General features: G+C 67.7%; 21 protein-coding genes and 1 pseudogene. 8 read left to right on the top strand and 14 right to left on the bottom strand.

The features are described 5' to 3' along the window. Positions 1 to 23: 23 nt before the first annotated feature. Positions 24 to 572, top strand: coding sequence for a peptide deformylase (def, locus tag ACIBI4_RS06290; protein ID WP_399202439.1), 549 nt, complete (start codon positions 24 to 26; stop codon positions 570 to 572). Positions 573 to 600: 28 nt separating this feature from the next. Here the strand turns inward: def and ACIBI4_RS06285 are convergent, their stop codons facing one another. Beyond that, the gene (locus ACIBI4_RS06285; protein ID WP_399202438.1) at positions 601 to 1,245 is read right to left on the bottom strand and encodes a TetR family transcriptional regulator; all 645 of its coding nucleotides are present in this window, start codon (positions 1,243 to 1,245) and stop codon (positions 601 to 603) included. A gap of 205 nt (positions 1,246 to 1,450) precedes the next feature. On the opposite strand from ACIBI4_RS06285, the gene ACIBI4_RS06280 reads away from it, so the two are divergent. Next, entirely contained in the window at positions 1,451 to 2,677 is a 1,227-nt protein-coding gene (locus tag ACIBI4_RS06280; protein ID WP_399202437.1) for an acyl-CoA dehydrogenase family protein, read from the top strand. Between the two features lie 89 nt (positions 2,678 to 2,766). Here the strand turns inward: ACIBI4_RS06280 and ACIBI4_RS06275 are convergent, their stop codons facing one another. Next, positions 2,767 to 3,720: an SDR family oxidoreductase gene (locus tag ACIBI4_RS06275; protein WP_399202436.1), complete on the bottom strand. Its 954-nt coding sequence runs from the start codon at positions 3,718 to 3,720 to the stop codon at positions 2,767 to 2,769. A gap of 171 nt (positions 3,721 to 3,891) precedes the next feature. On the opposite strand from ACIBI4_RS06275, the gene ACIBI4_RS06270 reads away from it, so the two are divergent. After that, complete coding sequence (locus ACIBI4_RS06270) at positions 3,892 to 4,710, top strand: helix-turn-helix transcriptional regulator (protein ID WP_399202435.1); 819 nt, start codon at positions 3,892 to 3,894, stop codon at positions 4,708 to 4,710. 35 nt (positions 4,711 to 4,745) lie between these two features. Continuing rightward, positions 4,746 to 5,417 carry a class I SAM-dependent DNA methyltransferase gene (locus ACIBI4_RS06265; RefSeq protein WP_399202434.1) on the top strand — a complete coding sequence of 224 codons (672 nt, stop codon included), beginning with the start codon at positions 4,746 to 4,748 and terminating at the stop codon, positions 5,415 to 5,417. A gap of 28 nt (positions 5,418 to 5,445) precedes the next feature. Here the strand turns inward: ACIBI4_RS06265 and ACIBI4_RS06260 are convergent, their stop codons facing one another. Further along, on the bottom strand, positions 5,446 to 5,988 hold the full coding sequence (locus ACIBI4_RS06260) for a hypothetical protein (protein ID WP_399202433.1): 543 nt from the start codon (positions 5,986 to 5,988) through the stop codon (positions 5,446 to 5,448). Positions 5,989 to 6,239: 251 nt separating this feature from the next. Here ACIBI4_RS06260 and ACIBI4_RS06255 point away from each other — a divergent pair, with 251 nt between their 5' ends. Both ACIBI4_RS06255 and ACIBI4_RS06250 read left to right on the top strand, forming a co-directional pair. After that, positions 6,240 to 6,653 carry a hypothetical protein gene (locus ACIBI4_RS06255; RefSeq protein ID WP_399202432.1) on the top strand — a complete coding sequence of 138 codons (414 nt, stop codon included), beginning with the start codon at positions 6,240 to 6,242 and terminating at the stop codon, positions 6,651 to 6,653. A 60-nt stretch (positions 6,654 to 6,713) separates the two neighbouring features. Then, positions 6,714 to 7,088: a hypothetical protein gene (locus ACIBI4_RS06250; protein WP_399202431.1), complete on the top strand. Its 375-nt coding sequence runs from the start codon at positions 6,714 to 6,716 to the stop codon at positions 7,086 to 7,088. Between the two features lie 40 nt (positions 7,089 to 7,128). On the opposite strand, the gene ACIBI4_RS06245 is transcribed toward ACIBI4_RS06250, so the two are convergent. From ACIBI4_RS06245 to ACIBI4_RS06230, 4 genes and pseudogenes are all read right to left on the bottom strand, one after another. Next, the gene (locus ACIBI4_RS06245; RefSeq protein WP_399202430.1) at positions 7,129 to 7,563 is read right to left on the bottom strand and encodes a hypothetical protein; all 435 of its coding nucleotides are present in this window, start codon (positions 7,561 to 7,563) and stop codon (positions 7,129 to 7,131) included. 161 nt (positions 7,564 to 7,724) lie between these two features. Further along, a pseudogene (locus ACIBI4_RS06240) lies at positions 7,725 to 7,844 on the bottom strand (glutathione peroxidase); the annotation flags it as partial. 113 nt (positions 7,845 to 7,957) lie between these two features. Then, positions 7,958 to 8,116, bottom strand: coding sequence for a hypothetical protein (locus ACIBI4_RS06235; RefSeq protein WP_399202429.1), 159 nt, complete (start codon positions 8,114 to 8,116; stop codon positions 7,958 to 7,960). Positions 8,117 to 8,197: 81 nt separating this feature from the next. Beyond that, positions 8,198 to 8,401 carry a hypothetical protein gene (locus ACIBI4_RS06230; RefSeq protein WP_399202428.1) on the bottom strand — a complete coding sequence of 68 codons (204 nt, stop codon included), beginning with the start codon at positions 8,399 to 8,401 and terminating at the stop codon, positions 8,198 to 8,200. Positions 8,402 to 8,492: 91 nt separating this feature from the next. On the opposite strand from ACIBI4_RS06230, the gene ACIBI4_RS06225 reads away from it, so the two are divergent. Then, positions 8,493 to 9,275 (top strand): hypothetical protein, encoded by a 783-nt coding sequence (locus tag ACIBI4_RS06225; RefSeq protein WP_399202427.1) that lies wholly within the window; start codon positions 8,493 to 8,495, stop codon positions 9,273 to 9,275. A gap of 82 nt (positions 9,276 to 9,357) precedes the next feature. Further along, positions 9,358 to 10,098: a hypothetical protein gene (locus ACIBI4_RS06220; RefSeq protein ID WP_399202426.1), complete on the top strand. Its 741-nt coding sequence runs from the start codon at positions 9,358 to 9,360 to the stop codon at positions 10,096 to 10,098. A gap of 8 nt (positions 10,099 to 10,106) precedes the next feature. Here ACIBI4_RS06220 and ACIBI4_RS06215 read toward each other — a convergent pair whose 3' ends face one another. From ACIBI4_RS06215 to ACIBI4_RS06185, 7 genes are all read right to left on the bottom strand, one after another. Continuing rightward, positions 10,107 to 10,370 (bottom strand): hypothetical protein, encoded by a 264-nt coding sequence (locus ACIBI4_RS06215; protein ID WP_399202425.1) that lies wholly within the window; start codon positions 10,368 to 10,370, stop codon positions 10,107 to 10,109. Between the two features lie 2 nt (positions 10,371 to 10,372). After that, a complete protein-coding gene (locus ACIBI4_RS06210) occupies positions 10,373 to 10,654 on the bottom strand; it encodes a hypothetical protein (RefSeq protein WP_399202424.1) in 282 nt (93 codons plus the stop codon). A 20-nt stretch (positions 10,655 to 10,674) separates the two neighbouring features. Continuing rightward, positions 10,675 to 10,848, bottom strand: coding sequence for a hypothetical protein (locus ACIBI4_RS06205; protein ID WP_399202423.1), 174 nt, complete (start codon positions 10,846 to 10,848; stop codon positions 10,675 to 10,677). Positions 10,849 to 11,080: 232 nt separating this feature from the next. After that, positions 11,081 to 13,276 (bottom strand): cell division protein FtsK, encoded by a 2,196-nt coding sequence (locus ACIBI4_RS06200; RefSeq protein WP_399202422.1) that lies wholly within the window; start codon positions 13,274 to 13,276, stop codon positions 11,081 to 11,083. After that, entirely contained in the window at positions 13,273 to 14,073 is an 801-nt protein-coding gene (locus ACIBI4_RS06195) for a hypothetical protein (RefSeq protein ID WP_399202420.1), read from the bottom strand. Before ACIBI4_RS06195 ends, ACIBI4_RS06200 begins: the two co-directional genes overlap by 4 nt. 253 nt (positions 14,074 to 14,326) lie before the next feature. Next, positions 14,327 to 14,920, bottom strand: coding sequence for a pentapeptide repeat-containing protein (locus tag ACIBI4_RS06190; protein WP_399202658.1), 594 nt, complete (start codon positions 14,918 to 14,920; stop codon positions 14,327 to 14,329). Positions 14,921 to 15,351: 431 nt separating this feature from the next. Continuing rightward, positions 15,352 to 16,479, bottom strand: coding sequence for a bifunctional DNA primase/polymerase (locus ACIBI4_RS06185; protein WP_399202419.1), 1,128 nt, complete (start codon positions 16,477 to 16,479; stop codon positions 15,352 to 15,354). Between the last annotated feature and the right edge of the window lie 109 nt (positions 16,480 to 16,588).

The following is a 16,588-nucleotide window of genomic DNA, read 5'->3' as shown; positions in this document are numbered from 1 at the left end:
TCCCCGAAACGTACGCTTACGGGATGCGACATGGTTCCCTCCCGGGCAGCTCGGGACGTGTACGGCCGATGACCCTGCTCGGCGAGGAGGTCCTGCACCGCCCCTGCGCGGAGGTCACCGAGTTCGGCCCCGAGCTCGACCGGCTGATCGAGGACATGTTCGCGACGATGTACGCGGCGCCGGGTGTGGGCCTCGCGGCCAACCAGGTCGGCGTCGGCCTGCGGGTCTTCGTCTTCGACTGCCCCGACGACGAGGACAACCGCCACCTCGGCCATGTGATCAACCCGCGCCTCGTCGAGACGGGCGGTGTCACCGTCCGTGGCGCCGAGGGCTGTCTGTCGCTGCCCGGCCTCGAAGCCGGGACACCCCGGTTCGACTACGCGGTGGTGGAGGGCGTCGACCGCCGCGGCGAGGAGGTCAGGATCCAGGGCACGGGCTTCTTCGCCCGCTGTCTGCAGCACGAGTGCGACCACCTCGACGGAATGGTGTACCCGCAGCGTCTGGACCGCTTCCGGCGGGGACGGGTCCTGCGTCAGGCGCGCCGGGCTCCGTGGGGATCCCCGGCGCAGTAGTCCGGCCTTACGGCCCAGGAGTCCGGCCCTAGAACCCGGGCCCGCCCACCCGGTCGCCCGCGGCGGCCAGCCGCCCCCAGAGCAGGTCCGCCAGGCTCCGTACCAACTCCGCCCGGGAGCAAGGCCGTTCACCGAGCCACCAGTCCCCGGCCGCGTGCATCATGCCGACGATCCCGTGCCCCCAGACGCGCGCGAGCTGCGCGCTCTCCGGGCCGAGGTCCACGCGCTCCTCGATCACCTGGGCCAGTTCCTCGCCGAGGCGGCGCAGCAGCGGTGCCGAGTGGAGGCCAACGTCGAAGCCGGCATCGGCCTGCGTCGTGCCTTCGGCGGGGTGCATCAGGAAGCGGTAGACCTGCGGGTTGGTCTCGATCGCGGCGAGATACGTGTCGAGGGTCGCCTCGACCCGCTCGCGGCGACCGGCCGGGGCGTCGAGCGCGGCACGCAGCGCGTCGAGCAGGGCGTCCGTGTGCCGTACGGCGAGCGCCTTGTAGAGCCCGCCCTTGTCGCCGAAGTGCCGGTAGAGGATCGGCTTGGTGATCCCCGCCTCGGCGGCGATGGCGTTCATGGAGGCGCCGGGACCGTCCCGCAGCACCACCCGGTCCGCCGCTTCGAGCAGCTCACGACGGCGCCGGTCGGCCGACCGCTCTTGCTCGGTCCGCCCAGTGGTCTCCATAGTTACTCCCCGCCCGTGCAGATTCGGTGACGCACGCGCAACGTAACACCCCGGGCCACTGTGGCATCGAACTGGCTGCCGGGAGTTGACAGCACTTACTCGCGAGTAACAGACTCTCGTTACCGCAAGTAACAACTTTCTGTTCAATTCTCTGTTCACCGCAGTTTTGGTCGCGCAGCTTGGGCAGCGCAGTGCTGGAGGGGTCATGGCCGAGTTCACCATGGAGCTGAACGACGAGCAGAAGGAGGTCAGGGACTGGCTCCACGGGTTCGCCGCCGATGTGATCCGCCCCGCGGCGTCCGAGTGGGACGAGCGCGAGGAGACTCCCTGGCCCGTCATCCAGGAGGCCGCGAAGCTCGGCATCTACTCGCTCGACTTCTACGCCCAGCAGTTCTTCGACCCCACCGGCCTCGGCATCCCGATGACGATGGAGGAGCTGTTCTGGGGTGACGCCGGTATCGCCCTGTCCATCGTCGGCACCGGCCTCGCCGCCGTCGGCGTCCTGGCCAACGGCACCGAGGAGCAGATAGGCACCTGGGTCCCGCAGATGTACGGCGACGCCAACGATGTCAAGGTCGCCGCCTTCTGCTCCTCCGAGCCCGACGCCGGCTCCGACGTGGGCGCGATGCGCACGCGCGCCGTCTACGACGAGGCCAAGGACGAGTGGGTGCTCAACGGCACCAAGACCTGGGCGACCAACGGCGGCATCGCCAACGTCCACGTCGTGGTCGCGGTCGTCGACCCCGAGATCGGCTCCAAGGGCCACGCCTCCTTCATCGTGCCGCCGAACACCCCCGGCCTGTCCCAGGGCCAGAAGTTCAAGAAGCACGGCATCCGCGCCTCGCACACCGCCGAGGTCGTCCTGGAGAACGTCCGCATCCCCGGCCACTGCCTCCTCGGCGGCAAGGACAAACTCGACGAGCGCCTCGCCCGCGCCCGCGAGCGCGCGAAGACCGGCGGCGAGCGCGTGAAGAACGCGGCGATGGCCACCTTCGAGGCCTCCCGCCCCGCCGTCGGCGCGATGGCCGTCGGCACGGCGCGCGCCGCGTACGAGGAAGCCCTCGAGTACGCCAAGACCCGCTCGCAGTTCGGCCGCCCGATCATCGACAACCAGGGCGTCGCCTTCCAGCTCGCCGACATGCGCACCCAGATCGACGCCGCGCGTCTGCTCGTGTGGCGGGCGTCCTGGATGGCCACCACGGGCAAGAAGTTCGAGAACGCCGAGGGCTCGATGTCCAAGCTCTACGCGAGCGAGACCGCCAAGAAGGTCACGGCCCAGGCGATCCAGATCCTCGGCGGCAACGGCTTCACGCGCGAGTACCCGGTGGAGCGGATGCACCGCGACGCCGCGATCTACACGATCTTCGAGGGCACGAGCGAGATCCAGCGCCTGGTGATCGCCCGGACGCTGGCGGGGATGCCGATCCGCTAGTCGCGGCCGGCCTGCGGCGAGGCTTTCGGAGGCGCCCTCCCTGTGTACGGGGAGGGCGCCTCCGTGCGTACGCCTCTGTGGTCTGGTGCCTACGCCCGCAGCTCGGTTCCGAACGCCACCTTCGTGAGCTCCTGAGACACTTCCCAGATACGCCTGGCGTCCTCGGCGCTCCGCAGCGGTCCATAGAGCTTCTGCTCGGCCGGCGGGCCGCCCAGATGCCCGGGCCCGCTCGGCCCGTACAGGCAGCCGCGCGCGGCATCGGGTGAGGTGGCGGCGTACAGCGCGGGCAGCTGCGCGCTCTCGACGGTGCCCACCAGAATCCCGCGCGCCGACAGCGCCCGGATCAGCCGCACCTGTGGTGTGTCCTTGGCACGCCCGACCTCGGGGCGGGCCGCGAGCAGGCTCGTCGGGGCGACGCCCGGGTGCGACAGATTGCTGGTGATGCCCCAGCCGCCCGCCCGGCTGCGCCGGTCCAGCTCCAGACCGAAGAGCCCAAGGGCGATCTTCGACTGCCGGTACGCCTTCATGCCGTCGTACGAGCGCTGCCAGTTCACATCGTCCCAGTTGACCGCGCCCCGGCTCGCCGCGACGCTGACCTGCGAGGTCACCCGCGCCCGGCCGGCGCTCAGGAGCGGGAGCAGATGGGCGGCGAGCGCGAAATGGCCGAGATGGTTCGTGCCGAACTGCAGCTCGAAGCCGCCGGCGGTCGACTGCCGGTCCGGTGGTGTCATGACGCCCGCGTTGTTGATGAGGAGATGGATCGGCCGCCCTTCCGCCCGCAACGTCGCGCCGAGCTCGGCGACCGAACCGGGATCGGACAGATCGAGCGCGCGCAGCGACACCTCGGCGCGTGGCGCCGCGGCGCGGATCGTGGCGAGCGCGGACTCGCCCTTGCGCGGATTGCGTACGGGAAGGACCACCTCGGCCCCCGCGACAGCCAGCCGCGTCGCGATGCCGAGTCCGATGCCGTCACTCGCGCCGGTGACCACGGCGCGGCGCCCGGACAGGTCGGGAACGGTGATGCCGATCGATGTGCGTGCCATGCCCTTCATCATGTGCGGTGACCGGGCGCGGTGCGCGGGCTCAAGGGGGGGATCGAGAGGGCGTGGATAAGCGGCGCTGCGTGCGGCGGGAACTGCGCCCGGGCGTACGAGGATGGCCGGCGGCGTACGTGAGAAGGCGGTGGCCGTGACCGACGCGGAAGGAGACCCCGGGTGATCGACCGTTCCGGACTGGCGGAGTTCCTGCGGCACCGTCGTGAGGCGCTGCAACCCGAGGACGTGGGCCTGCCGCGGGGCAGCCGGCGCCGGGCCCGAGGGCTGCGGCGCGAGGAGGTGGCCGCGCTGTGCCACATGTCGGCCGACTACTACGCGCGCCTGGAACGCGAACGCGGACCGCAGCCGTCCGAGCAGCTGCTCGCCTCCCTCGCGCAGGGGCTGAGGCTCGCGCCGGGGGAGCGCGACCACCTCTTCCGCCTCGCCGGGCACAGCCCGCCCGTGCCGGGCGCCGCCGGTGCGGAGATCGGTCCCGGCATGCTGCGGATCTTCGACCGGCTCCAGGACACCCCCGCCGAGATCGTCACCGAACTCGGCGAGACACTCCGCCAGACACCCCTCGGCACCGCGCTCACCGGCGACCTCACCGGCTTCGAGGGCCCGTCCCGCAGCCTCGGCTACCGCTGGTTCACCGATCCCGCCACCCGCCTGCGGTACGCACCCGAGGACCACCCCTTCCTCGGCCGCCTGTTCGCCTCAGGCCTGCGCGAGGTCGTCACCCTGCGCGGCCCCGGCTCCCGCTCGGCCGGACTTCTCGACCTGCTCCTCGCGTGCAGCGAGGAATTCCGTACGGTGTGGGATCTCCAGGAAGTCGGGCTGCGCCCGCGCGAGACCAAGCGCTTCGTCCATCCCGCCCTGGGTGCACTGGAGTTGACCTGCCAGACGCTTCTCGAACCGGGCCGCTCCCAGTTGCTCCTCGTGTACACGGCGGAACCGGGCAGCGAGAGCGAGACGAAGCTTCGGCGCCTGCCCGCCTGAGCCACCCGCCCCACCACTCACTAGGCTGCAGCCTCATGACGGCCGAACCCTCCTCCGCGGGATACCTCACCAGCACCAAGAACTCCTACGACACCATCGCGGAGGAGTGCGACCGCCGCTGGAAGGACGCGCTCGCGGCGCAGCCCTTCGAGCGCGCGGCGCTCGACGCCTTCGCCGAACTCGCGCGCGGGCGCGGCCCGGTGGCGGACGTGGGCTGCGGAACGGGACGGGTCACCGCGTACCTCGCCGAGCGCGGACTCGACGTCCACGGCATCGACCTCTCACCCGGCATGCTGGCCCGTGCACGGGCGAACCACCCCGGTCTCACCTTCACCGAGGGCTCGATGACGGCCCTCGACCTACCCGACGCGTCGGCGGGCGGACTCCTGGCCTGGTACTCCACGATCCACGTCCCATGGCCCGAACTCCCGTCCGTCTTCGCCGGATTCCACCGCGTCCTGGCACCCGGCGCACCGCTCCTCATCAGCTTCCAGATCGGTGACGAGGACCTGCACATGACGGAGGCCTGGGGGCACGCCTTCGACCTGGTCTTCCACCGCCGTACACCCGACGCGATGGCGGACCTGGTGACCGCGGCCGGCTTCGAGGAGCGGGCCGGCCTGGTCAGACGCCGCGAATTGGAAGGCGACCCCGCCGAACGAACGGACCAGGCCTTCCTGACCTTCCGCAAACCCCTGTCGAACTAGCGGCGGCAGGGCAGCCCTGGGCGGTGGGCTAGGCCCGAAACCCGAGCCCACGCGCCGCCAGGGCCTCGCCCAGAATCCGCACGGCCTTCGGCCCGACCCCATGCATCGCGAGCAGTTCGGCCCGCCGGTACCCGGCCACGTGCTCCAGTGTCTCTACGCCTGCGCCCAGAAGCGCCCGGGTCGCGGGCCTGCCGATGGCGGCGGGAAGGTCACCGACCGGACCACCGGCGGCGGCCCGTTCCGCCTCGGCGAGCGAGGCGACCAGCCGCTTGGGAGCGCGATGCTGCCACGACGCGTACACGAGCGCATTGAGCTGCATGCCATTGACCGCACTCAGCGGTACCCGGAACCCGACCACCTTCCCGGCACGCTCGACCGGCGCCCCACCGGGATACGCCCTCACAGCCTCCTCGACGGCTTCGCCCCCGAGCTGCAGCTGCACGTCACCGTCCTTGGTGACGGACACAAACCCCTTGCCCCGCACAGCAAAGGCCACCACCCCGAAACGCGACCTCTCCTCAACCTCGGCCAGCCCGAACGCGGCCTTGCGAAGCTGGGTGAGAGTGGTCATGGGGGGAGTCTGACACGGCGACTGCGGGATTGCGCCGGGTGCGCGACACCGCGTGACGATCCTCTCCGAGGTGCAGCTGCGACGGTCCGGAGAGACGCTTGAATCGTCACTCCCTCGCACCTGGGGGCGTCATGAGCAAGCCGTCGCCTGATCAACCACAATGGGGACGCCGCGCGCCAACTCCCCCGCAATGGGGTCCGCCCGTACCGCCCCCACCGAAGCGACGCAGGACTGGCCGGACGATCGCCCTCGTGGTCGCAGGCTGCGTCGCACTGCTGGTGGTGCTTGGCGCCCTCGCGTCAGCATTCGGGGACCGCGAGGCCGACGAGACTCCGGAGAAGCGCCCGCCCCCGGCTCAGGAGAAAGACGCGCCGGCCGTGACGGGCGAGCGGGCCGACGTGGAGATCACAAGCTGCGGCATATCCCCGTCGACGTCGTGGCCGAAGGCAGAGATCCGCATCACCAACCACAGCTCGAAGACGTCGGACTACTGGATCAACGTCGAGTTCGTCGATGCCCGCGGCGAGCGCTTCGCCGAGGGTTTCGTGACCGCGAACAACCTTGATCCGGGCAAGGTCTCACGCGAGTCGGCGAGTGGGTTCACGGAGGCGCCGGGATCAGTCACCTGCCGTGTCACGGAAGTTGAGCGCTGGGCTTCGTCCTGAGGCGGCGTCCGACAGAGAGGGCACTGCCTCACCCGGAACGTGTCCTGCGATGATCAAAGAATGAGTGAGCGTGCGTGGGATGCGTTGAGTGCTGCCGAGCAAGCGTTCATGGTCAACTCGCATGAGATCGACATCCTGCCCGGCGTATGGGGAGATCTCGGCGAGGTGGACCAGTCGCGGCCCGTGGCGGAGCTGGCTGAAACCTTGCTGGCACTCGTGGATCGTGAATGGATCGAGGTTCGTCGCATCGCGCCATGGACGTCCCCGACGGGGGAGCAAGGCTTGCAGGCAGGCGAGCTGGTGCCGAGGGAGCAGCTCCGGGCGGTCCTCGAGGACGCAGCCAATTGGGAGTATCCGGCGGAGGACTGGATCGGCGCCGTGACCCTGGTGGAGACCGAGGCGGGGCGCGAGGTCAACCGTCGGCAGGCCCTTTGATCAAGGGCCGATGACGCCTGGGCCGCGTCCGCCGGGCAAGTCACCGTGAAGCGCCCGGCTCAATGTCCATGATCGGCTGGTGGCCTGCCTTCTCATGGAAGTCCAGGATCAAGAGCAGTGCCCGGGACAGTGCTCGCTCGTCCTCGGTCCATCCCGCTTCGAGCATGATCTCGCGCGCGGTGGCGGCCTCGACACCGGTGCTGGCCTTGTAAGCATCTGCGCTGGCCACCAATGCGAAGTTCATCAGGACTTTGATGCAGTACATCGACAGCTCTTCTCCCTGCGGGTGGCCGCTGGCAAGGAGGCGCTTAGCGAGGTCCGTGATCTCGTCATACGACTGCAGCGCGGGATACGGCGTGCCGTCGGGGAAGGCGGTAGGGACGTCAGACCTGAACTCGGCGGCAAGTTCATCCGTCTTGCGCATGCTCTCGGCAAGCGGGTCGACCTGCTTCTTGGAGCGCCTGAACAGGCCCATGCGAGCCCCCTTCGGTTCATCGGAAATTGTGCTGTGCCTGCGGGAAGGACGGCCGAAACGTACCAGGTGATCACCGGCCATGTTGCCGCAGATGCCTGATGCCGGTGGGCACGACGAAGGCGCCCAGCCCTGCGGGCGAGCGCCTTCGGTGTCGGGGTGGATCAGGCGGGAAGCGCTGCCTCGATCGCGGCGATCAGCTCGGGGGCTTCCGGCTCCGTGCGCGGCCGGAAGCAGCCGTTGATCTCGCCGGTCGGGGCGATGAGGAACTTCTCGAAGTTATACGCATATTTTCACCAAAGCAGCCCTGCGCGAGGCCTGGCAGGACTAGCGTCCCGACATGGCCTTACGTGTGTTGGACAGCTACGCGCGGGAGTGAGCCGCAGTTCGGTGATCGTCACGGACTGGAAGGCCACGGCGTCACCTCAGGGTGCGAGGCGTGGCAGGTAACCGCCCGGTCATACGTCGGGAACGCCTTCCCGCAGCCGGGATAGACGCAGTAAAAGGTGTCGGTGAGGGTGGCCGCGGACTTCAGCCACTGCTTGATGCGGGACATGGGTGTCTCCTTCTTCGGGTGTCGGGACATGCGAAGTGCCCCGCTGCGTCGGGCAACGGGGCGCGGGGAACAGGCAGTTGGTTAGGTGCGGGCGGGCACGGCGACGGCTGTCATGCAGCCGCAGCAGACATTTCCTTCGGCGGCCAGGTCGGCGACGCCGGACAGGCGGTACGTGTGGCCGCAAGCGGTGATGATCAGCGTCATGCCGAGCGGCCCCCGCGCGAGCCGCGCGAGGTGCACGAGATGCCCACGCGCGAGGCGGACGCGGTGCGTGTAGTCGGGCACGGGCGGTGGTGGCCTTTCATGCGGAGCGCCCCGCGGCCGGGTGGCCAACGGGGCGCAATGGAATGTCAGTTGGTCATGGCACGATGCCGGGATGAATGAGGGGGTAGCCGCGATCGTGGCGGCGTTCATTGCGGTGTCAGGCGTCGGTCTCGGACTGGTTGGCGCGCGTTGGCAGTACCGCGGGGCGCTGCAGCAGGCGTACGCCGCGCGAGATGCAGCACAGGACCAGGCGAATGGCGCTGTGAGGGCGGCGCAGGAACAGGCCCAGGCAGCAATTGAGGCCGTAAGGGCTCAGGGCCGCGACCAGAACCAGCAGTGGCGCCGAACGATCAGGCGCGATGTTTGGATTGGCTTCCTCGCTGCGACAGATGCGCTGAACGTGGCGATCGAAGAAGTTAGGGTCTTCTCTTCGGCTGAAGCGCATGAGGCCGCCCTTGATCGCTTCGGCGCCACTGGGGTCAAGTGGGGCGAACTCAGGAAGCGAATAGGGGAAGTTGAATTGGAAGGGCCGGAGATGATGATAGAAAGCGCCCGAACAGTCGAGTCCGCTCTAATCCAGCTATCCACGAGGGTCGATATCGGAATGAGGGCCTCGGAGGGGGAAAGTCGCCTCCGGCATGCAGCGCAAGAAGGGGTCCCGGCGGCGATTCAGTTCTTTCGCCTCGTTGAAGAGGTTCCGCCAGGTTTTAAACTTGGGGATGAACCTGAATTTGAACGACGGATTCGGGAGCTTGATCTGCCGAGCATCATTGACCGGATCGCTGTATTCGGTTGGTTGATTGATCGGGAAGATTACTACAATGCTTGGCAATCAGTGCAGGACGCCCGGCGTGCCTTCGTCGACGCTGCTCGCCAACATCTGGACGGCGAGTAGGTGCTTGTGCGAGCTGAGCGCCCCGCGGTCGGTTGTCCAACGGGACACAGTGGGAGGGGAGTTGCTGTGGCACGATGCCGGGATGAATGAGGGGGTAGCCGCGATCCTGGCGGCGTTGATCGCCTTTGGTGGCGTGGGGTTGGGTCTGCGCGGGGCGCGGTGGCAGTACCGCGGCGCACTGGAGCAGGCGAACGCCGCGCGTGAGGCAGCGCAGGAAACAGCGCAGGCCGCGATCGAGGCCGTGAAGGCTCAGGGGCGCGACCAGAACCAGCAGTGGCGCCGCACGGTTCGGCGTGAGGTGTGGGCTCAATTCCTCGCCACTTTGGCGAAAGTGGATCAAGCGGGGGATGCGATGGCCAAGTCCGGACTGGTAGAGGATTATGAGCGCGCCGCAGAATCGCTGGCGGATGCACAGCGGCACCTAGCTGATCTGCGGAATCAGATTGGAGTCATTGAGCTGGAAGGGCCAGCGGAGATTTCTGAGCTGGCCGCTGATGTGGTGAGAGCATACGGGGGTGCGATCAACGATAAAAAGGTCACCATTAGAGGTCAGCAGATGTTCGGTTTCATTGAACAGTTAGCGCATGATGGAAACGCTCACGCGTCTCGTTTGGTGGAGCTGCTCAATGGGCCCGGCCAGGTGCCGCCCAATAGTTGGGCCGAGATGAGGCGAGTCATTGTCCAGATCGGCCCCGAATTTCATACAATTGATGTGCGCTACATTGAACGCTTTCACACGGAACGGGTCACCCTATGGGAGGGAGGAGGGGCTGGACGTGACCGCTTCGTCGATGCCGCGCGTGAACACCTCGACGGCGAGTAGGGCAGTGGTCAGTTCACGGGCCAGAGGAATATGGCCGGGACGGCGTCCTCTGGCGCTTCGGCGTACTCCTCGGGGTCCGGTTTGGCGAGGCGCTCCGCTTCGCTGATGTACCGCTCGCCGCTGTACGTCGAATCGGCCAGGTACATGGCGTGCTCGACCTCGACCAGCGGTGAGAACCGATTGCCCTCGGCGTCCTTCGAGAGGATCACGGGCGTATCGCCGGGCACGCCTTCCAGGCCGGCCAACACTGCGCGAAGGTCGTCAAGGGTCACAGTCACTTCTCCTTCCTCAGGTCGCGCAACAGCGAGCGCAACACGACGACGCAGATCGTCAGGCAGACCGCAACGAGGGCGAGCACGGCCGCCAGGATCGCGAGCCCGATCAAGAGGAAGAGCGCGATCACGGCGGCGAAGCTGCCGATCACGAGCCACGCCGCCCAGGGCCGCGCAACGATGGGGCGTTGCGGTGCAACGGTCTGCGCAACGGGGTATCCGTAGACGGCCTGGCCGCGGTGGTCCGTGCCGAGCCGGACCATGCCGTCGGGCAGGCGCTGCAACGGGTGTTACTCGGGTTCGTTCATCGCCCGTTGCGCCTCGCGTCCTCGCGCTTGCGGGCCGCGGCCGTGATGCGCTCGATCTTCTTCTTCTGCTTCGAGGTGAAGCGCCCGCCGCGGATCATGGCCACGAACGACGTGCCCAGGATCTGGATCAACTCGCTGTGGTTGATGTCGTCTTCGTCGGAGATTCGCATGTCAGTCCACGCCGTCGTCGGCGGGCTCGGGCGGCAGTTTCATCGAGAAGGTCACGGTGTAATCGCCGTCGTCCTCGAAGGTGACTTCGGCGCTACCGTCCTGGTCGGTCTGGCCCATTTGGGGCTCCTGTGGGTGTGATCGGGGCAAGGTCGAAACTCGAAATCACTGCACGTCAGGTGCGTGATCACGTCGATATCGGAGGCGAAACCGGTTTCGGGCGAGGACGAAACCTCAGGCCCCCGCCGAAACCGGTTCGCGGTCGTCTCCTTCGAGCACTCGGGGTGCGGGGAGGTCGGCGTACCTCACCCCCTTCGCGCCGCCGCAGCAGTCGCGGATGGTGAGCTGCCGGGTGGGGATCTTGTGCACCTTGAGCGCGGCCGACAGCGCCGTTGACCGCGCGGCCTGGACGTCGCGCACTTCCTCAGGGGTCATGTCGACCATCGGCTTCTCGGTCTGCATCCACGCCCCGTACAGCTCGGGCAGGTACAGCGCGAGGGACTCGACCAGCCGGTGTGAGTGCACCGCCTCGGTGCCGTCCGGCCAGACCGCGTGCAGGTGGTCCGCGATGGTCGTGCGGTCCGGCTTCTCGATCAGTTGCCCGGCCGCCTCGCCGGACAGCGTCCCGGCCGCGGCGCGCAGGGCAAGCCCCCGCTGGCCGACCTCGCGCATCTCCTGTTGCGGGATGAAGTACGCGCGCACGATGCGGGCGTTGGCCACGGCGCGGACCAGCCAGCCCGTGCCTGAGTCCTTCGGGTCGTCGCCTTCGGCGGGTTCGAAGATCGTGGCGCGCACGCCCCGCCGGTACGCCCCGGTGCTCAGCACCAGGTCATTGGCCGTGTGGCCGCTGATCGCCAGGCAGAAGCGGATGATCGCGTTGTCGCTGACCCGCTTCGGGATCGACTTCGCGTCGGGCCGCTGCGTGGTCAGGATGAGGATGATCCCGTACGCCCGCGCTTTGCGGATCAGGTCACCGAAGATCGCTTCGGCTTCCTTGCCGTAGACGGGGTGCTCGAAGAGCGTGTGCACCTCGTCGAAGATCGCGAGGATGGGATGCAGCCGCAGGTGCGGGTACTTGTCGGCCAGCTTGCGGGTGACCTTGCGGCCGCTCGGCACGTCTTCGATCGGCAGACCGGCGACGATCTTCTTGCGCCGCCGCATCTCCTTGTACAGGGCGTATCCGCCGTCAAGCGCCGCTTCGCAGTGCTCGTCATCGTCGCCCTGGACGTAGCGGTGACACAGGGCCTTGAGCCCTTCCATGTCGCCGGATCCCTTGAGCTCGAAGATCCACTCTTCGCAGGTCGGATCGAGCGCCCCGGCGCACGCGATGGTGCTGACCGCGGACGTCTTACCCGAGCCCATGACGCCACCGATCAGCATGTTGGTGCCGATCAGCGTGAGTGGAACCCGGTCGCCCTTGGGGGTGTAGCCGAAGGGGAAGGCGTCGAACATGTCGACCGTGCCCCCTGCCAGCAGCGGCCACGGGCGCTTGATCGATCGGGGATCGCGCTTGGCGATCCAGATGTTGGCCCGCCCCGGGTGCTCGCTGCCGACCGACGGCCACACGCAGGGGAGCGGGCGACGCAGCGCGGCGGCCAGCTCCTTCCGCTTGTCGACCAGCTGTTCGGCGAGCGCTGCGCCCGGCATGTCGATGGCCGCGAGCCAGCCCGGCCCGTCGATGTGGATCGACTGGTCATAGCGCACCGTGCCCTTGAAGCCGATCGCCTCGATCGCCCGGTAAAGTTCCTCGCTGCGCAGCGGGCGTTGCAGGTTGATCGACAGGTACCGGGTGACGATCGGGCGGTCACCCTTGCGGCCCCATACCCCGATCAGGGCGAGCGCCCCGGTGCCGGTGCCGATCGCCCAGATGGGCACGACGTACGCGGCGACCAGGAACGTCAGCGCGACCGTGCAGAAGACCGTCAGCGAGGCGATGCGGCGCGGCCGCACGCGCCGGGACTTCTCGCGGGACAGCGACAGCCACGCCTCGATGTCGCCCATGGCCGCTGCCCTGGCCTCGACCGGGCGAGTCTCGACATCGGCCACCCACTTGCCCCAACGGACGACCAGCCGGCCGATGCCCCGGGGCGACTGCAGCAGCAGCCGCGCCAGGTACACCGGCGTACGGATCAGGTGGAACGCCCCGAAGTGCAGGTAGAAGGCAACCGTCCAGCGCACCGCCTCGGTGAACTCGGATACGTGACGCAGCCACGACGGCACCACCGAGGGCGCGTCGTCCAGGTAGGCGCGGCGCTGCTGGACCCACGTGCCGGTGTCGGCCGCGACTTCGGGTGTGTCGACGGGCTCGGGCTCGCCCTTCGGGTCGAGCGCGAACGTCTCGCTCTCCTCGTCTTTCTTGATCTTGTTGAACCTGACGGGCTGCTCGGCGCCGTCGATCAGCGCGCCGTCGGTCCCGTCCGGGATGCTCACGGCAGCGCGGCGACGTCGGCCGCCGCGAAGGTGTGGGTTCCGCCGTCGGCGCCGTCGGCGCCGTCTGCAACGGGCACGAGCCGGCCGCGATGCACCCATGACCGCACGGTCGCCTCGGACACGCTCTTGAGGGCGGCGTCCTGAGCTGTCGTGAGGGTGTTGCCACGCTCCTGCGCGGGCACCGTTGCGCGCGCCACGAGCGGCAGCAGCGTGGCCCCCGCGGGGACGGCGTCCGCCCACTGGAAGCGCGGCGCGGGGATCTGGGCGGACGGGGCCGCGGGGGCGGGTGCAACGCCGCGCAACGCGCGGTAGGACTCTGCAACGCGGCCCCATGTGAGGGCCGCGAGATGCGTCCCGAGACCGATGCAGATCACTGGCGCGGCGCTCGCGAGGATCACGTGCCCCCACGTGGGCGCGTCGCTGGACGCATCGATCAGTGCGGCTGCCGAGCCGTGCGCAACGTTGAGCACGAGCGAGATGCCGGTCAGCCCGATCACGGTGCCGATCGCCCAGCGGTAGCCGGACGATCCGTACAGCGCGATGGACGCGACGACGGCGAGCAGGTCGATCACGAGCGGATAGAACTGCCGGACTTCCCCGAGCCCGATGGTGTCCGCGGTGTCGCGCAGCGGCACCCACGAGACGCGCATGCCCACCAGGGCCACGAGCGCGAGGGCTACGAGGATCACGCCGAACCCGACCAGCGAGGCGGGCAGGTTCCAGCGCGCGATGCGGTTGGGTGAGTCGGGGCTCTTGATCGAACGCGGGTGTTCGAACCTACGCTTCTTGAGGGCCATGGAGGATGCATCTCCTGGTCAAGGGGCCCGGCGGCGACTGCAACCGTCCGCCGGGGTCCGCTCATCGGGTGATGCGGGCCCGCTGCAACGGGCCCGATTCCTGCTATACGCGTGAGTTGTAGCGCCCTGCAAGGCGCTATGGCTATTCGCCAGGGCGGGCCAGCCCTGATGGGGCGGGTGATGCCGTGTGCAGCGCAGAGGCCGCTTCACTCCGGTGGCGGCGCTGGTCCGGGTGGCGGAACCACGACGCCCATCATGGCTCGTTTCTTGCCCCCTCAGAACTCCCAGGGGGCGGGATTTGGGAGCCGTTGAACTGTGGCGGAAGAATGGTTTTGTAGGTTGTGAGTGCTGAAGCCAGCTGGGTATGCGTCAGCCCTCTGACTTTCGACATGTTGGCTTCATCGAGGTGCGCTCCTCCAATACGGGCGAACTCCAAATCAGCCGAACCAAGCTGCGCCTTCCAGAGGACGGAACCCTCCATGGAAGCGGAGCGAAATGATGCTCTATGTAGCTTTGCTTCGACGAACCCGGCGATGCGAAGGTCAGATTCGTCAAAGGCGGCGAATTCTAGATCGCATTTGAAGAAGGATGTATCTTCTAGTATGGCCCTTCGGAAAACTACGTGACGTAGATCCCCGCGAGCGAAGTCTGTGAGTCTGAGGTCGAGGCCCTCCAGATTGGCCCGCGGAATGTAGGCGCCGCGTAGGTTGAGCCTTCGTCCCGGCTGCGCGTAGCGATGGGTCCCGAGAACGCGCAGTGCTGCCTGTATGTCTTCCGGTAACTCTAGGATCGCCGGTGTCCTTTCCCTCTTAGGCTTCGTCGAGGTCACCTTTCCGGCGGAGTCCATGGTGTACTGGTCACGCTTCGGAGCCTCGCGTGCTCTCTTAAGTGCGGATGACTTCGTGCGAACGAAAGCAGCCAGTACATCGATGACGGTGTCATGATCTTTTGGGCTGTCATCCATGATGCGCTCGAACGAGTAGATTCCGCAGAGGCGTTCAGTGAGGTTCTCCGATGCCAGTAGTTTGCTCGCCTCGACGTACCTGCCTGTGACCTGCCCGTCGCGCGCGATGGCGGCTTGGTCGCGATCCTTCTCTTGCGTGGCCGTGAACTGCTCCTGCGCGTGCTCGAACTGCCGCTGGGCCAGATCGAATTGATTCTGCGCCTGTTTGAGCTGTTCGCGGTCAAATTCATGCTTTTTGTGCGTGTACCTGAGGCCGATCCCAGCGAACGCACCGGCGATGAGGGCGATGATCATGGATCGAAACCCTGTAATGATCACGCCTGCCGCTGTGGGCAGGTCCTTGTTGAGCCGGTCCTCATCGAACCACCAGGGACCTTCGATAAGGAGCAGGCCGAGCGCCCCGAATGCAAGGAGTGCGGCGACCCCCCAGGCGATCTTGCGTTTCGTCTCCAGTTCCATGCAGCGCATAGTGTCCGGAGGGATGTTTGGGTGACTAGCCAACGCCGGGCTTCAGAGCGGGATTTGAGGTTCCCGATTCCCTCCTTCCGCGATTGGTTTCGATATGCGGAGCGCACCGAGGCCTCCGCCTGGCGGTGCCCGCCGCGGCCGTGAGCGGCCACGTACGCAGCTCCCAGCTGGTTGATGGCTTCCTCTATGGCAATGCCGTCGGAGCACGCCGAACGGGCCGCCCAGAACAGGGCGTTGCCGAGGTTGCCGTCAGGCGCCGTGGCCACGGTGTCGACCAGTCCGGAGATCCCGCCGGACCGCCGGGGCTGCACGAGCAGCGGGCGCTTCGGTGCGGGCTTCTCGCGGACCATCTCGACCAGCCAGCGCGGGGCGGGGCGCACGGGGGTCGCGTTCTCCGCGATGTACCGGCCCTTGGTCGTGACCGAGCCGGCCCCGAGCACGTAGCCCCCTTGCGTGCCGCCGTTGCCGCGCACGTCGACCAGGCCCTTGATGGGCGAGGCCTGCGAGGCGCGGATCCCGGGCGGCCACGAGTAGTACAGGTGCAGGCCCATGGATCCGGTCTGCACCCGGTACGTGTCGTTCAGTTCCTCCCAGTCGCCGCCGCTCAGCTCGCACAGGGCCTTGAGGGCGTCGTGACCGTCGACCAGTGGACCGAGCGTGTCGTGCAGTTGCTCGTACGGAGTGCCGCGCAGCGCGAACTTCTCCTTGGCGATGTCGCAGTCCACGACCAGGAGGCGCGAAGGCGCGCACGCAACACCGATGTTTGCCGCCGGGGAGTAGGACCAGGCCGCGATCACACGGTTCAAATCACGCGTTGCCCACTCCGACCAGCGGATGGAGTACGGCTTGTCTGGCCGGATTAGGTGCGGTGTCTTCTCGTTTGGCTGGACAGGGAATATCGAGAGGCCCTGGTGCAGCGCACCGACGGCGTGGGGGATCAGGTTCGTGTTGGTCAATTGCTCTGTGGTGGACATGGAGTGATGAATCACCAGTTACATCTACTTGCCTGGCTGGACTGCGGACGGACGGATTCCAGCCAGACTGTTTTTGGTCAGGTCGGCCAGGATTCTTTGGCCTGAAGCG

The sequence above is a fragment of the Streptomyces sp. NPDC050418 genome (assembly GCF_044458745.1).
Taxonomy (GTDB): Bacteria; Actinomycetota; Actinomycetes; order Streptomycetales; family Streptomycetaceae; genus Streptomyces.
This window is presented reverse-complemented; position numbering and strand designations above follow the sequence as displayed.

What these genes read in the sequence shown, in the direction of transcription:
- def (WP_399202439.1), top strand. Translation starts at nt 24, where the DNA reads ATGCGACATGGTTCCCTCCCGGGCAGCTCGGGACGTGTACGGCCGATG.
- ACIBI4_RS06285 (WP_399202438.1), bottom strand. Translation starts at nt 1,245, where the DNA reads ATGGAGACCACTGGGCGGACCGAGCAAGAGCGGTCGGCCGACCGGCGC.
- ACIBI4_RS06280 (WP_399202437.1), top strand. Translation starts at nt 1,451, where the DNA reads ATGGCCGAGTTCACCATGGAGCTGAACGACGAGCAGAAGGAGGTCAGG.
- ACIBI4_RS06275 (WP_399202436.1), bottom strand. Translation starts at nt 3,720, where the DNA reads ATGGCACGCACATCGATCGGCATCACCGTTCCCGACCTGTCCGGGCGC.
- ACIBI4_RS06265 (WP_399202434.1), top strand. Translation starts at nt 4,746, where the DNA reads ATGACGGCCGAACCCTCCTCCGCGGGATACCTCACCAGCACCAAGAAC.
- ACIBI4_RS06260 (WP_399202433.1), bottom strand. Translation starts at nt 5,988, where the DNA reads ATGACCACTCTCACCCAGCTTCGCAAGGCCGCGTTCGGGCTGGCCGAG.
- ACIBI4_RS06250 (WP_399202431.1), top strand. Translation starts at nt 6,714, where the DNA reads ATGAGTGAGCGTGCGTGGGATGCGTTGAGTGCTGCCGAGCAAGCGTTC.
- ACIBI4_RS06245 (WP_399202430.1), bottom strand. Translation starts at nt 7,563, where the DNA reads ATGGGCCTGTTCAGGCGCTCCAAGAAGCAGGTCGACCCGCTTGCCGAG.
- ACIBI4_RS06235 (WP_399202429.1), bottom strand. Translation starts at nt 8,116, where the DNA reads ATGTCCCGCATCAAGCAGTGGCTGAAGTCCGCGGCCACCCTCACCGAC.
- ACIBI4_RS06225 (WP_399202427.1), top strand. Translation starts at nt 8,493, where the DNA reads ATGAATGAGGGGGTAGCCGCGATCGTGGCGGCGTTCATTGCGGTGTCA.
- ACIBI4_RS06220 (WP_399202426.1), top strand. Translation starts at nt 9,358, where the DNA reads ATGAATGAGGGGGTAGCCGCGATCCTGGCGGCGTTGATCGCCTTTGGT.
- ACIBI4_RS06205 (WP_399202423.1), bottom strand. Translation starts at nt 10,848, where the DNA reads ATGCGAATCTCCGACGAAGACGACATCAACCACAGCGAGTTGATCCAG.
- ACIBI4_RS06195 (WP_399202420.1), bottom strand. Translation starts at nt 14,073, where the DNA reads ATGGCCCTCAAGAAGCGTAGGTTCGAACACCCGCGTTCGATCAAGAGC.
- ACIBI4_RS06190 (WP_399202658.1), bottom strand. Translation starts at nt 14,920, where the DNA reads ATGGACTCCGCCGGAAAGGTGACCTCGACGAAGCCTAAGAGGGAAAGG.
- ACIBI4_RS06185 (WP_399202419.1), bottom strand. Translation starts at nt 16,479, where the DNA reads ATGTCCACCACAGAGCAATTGACCAACACGAACCTGATCCCCCACGCC.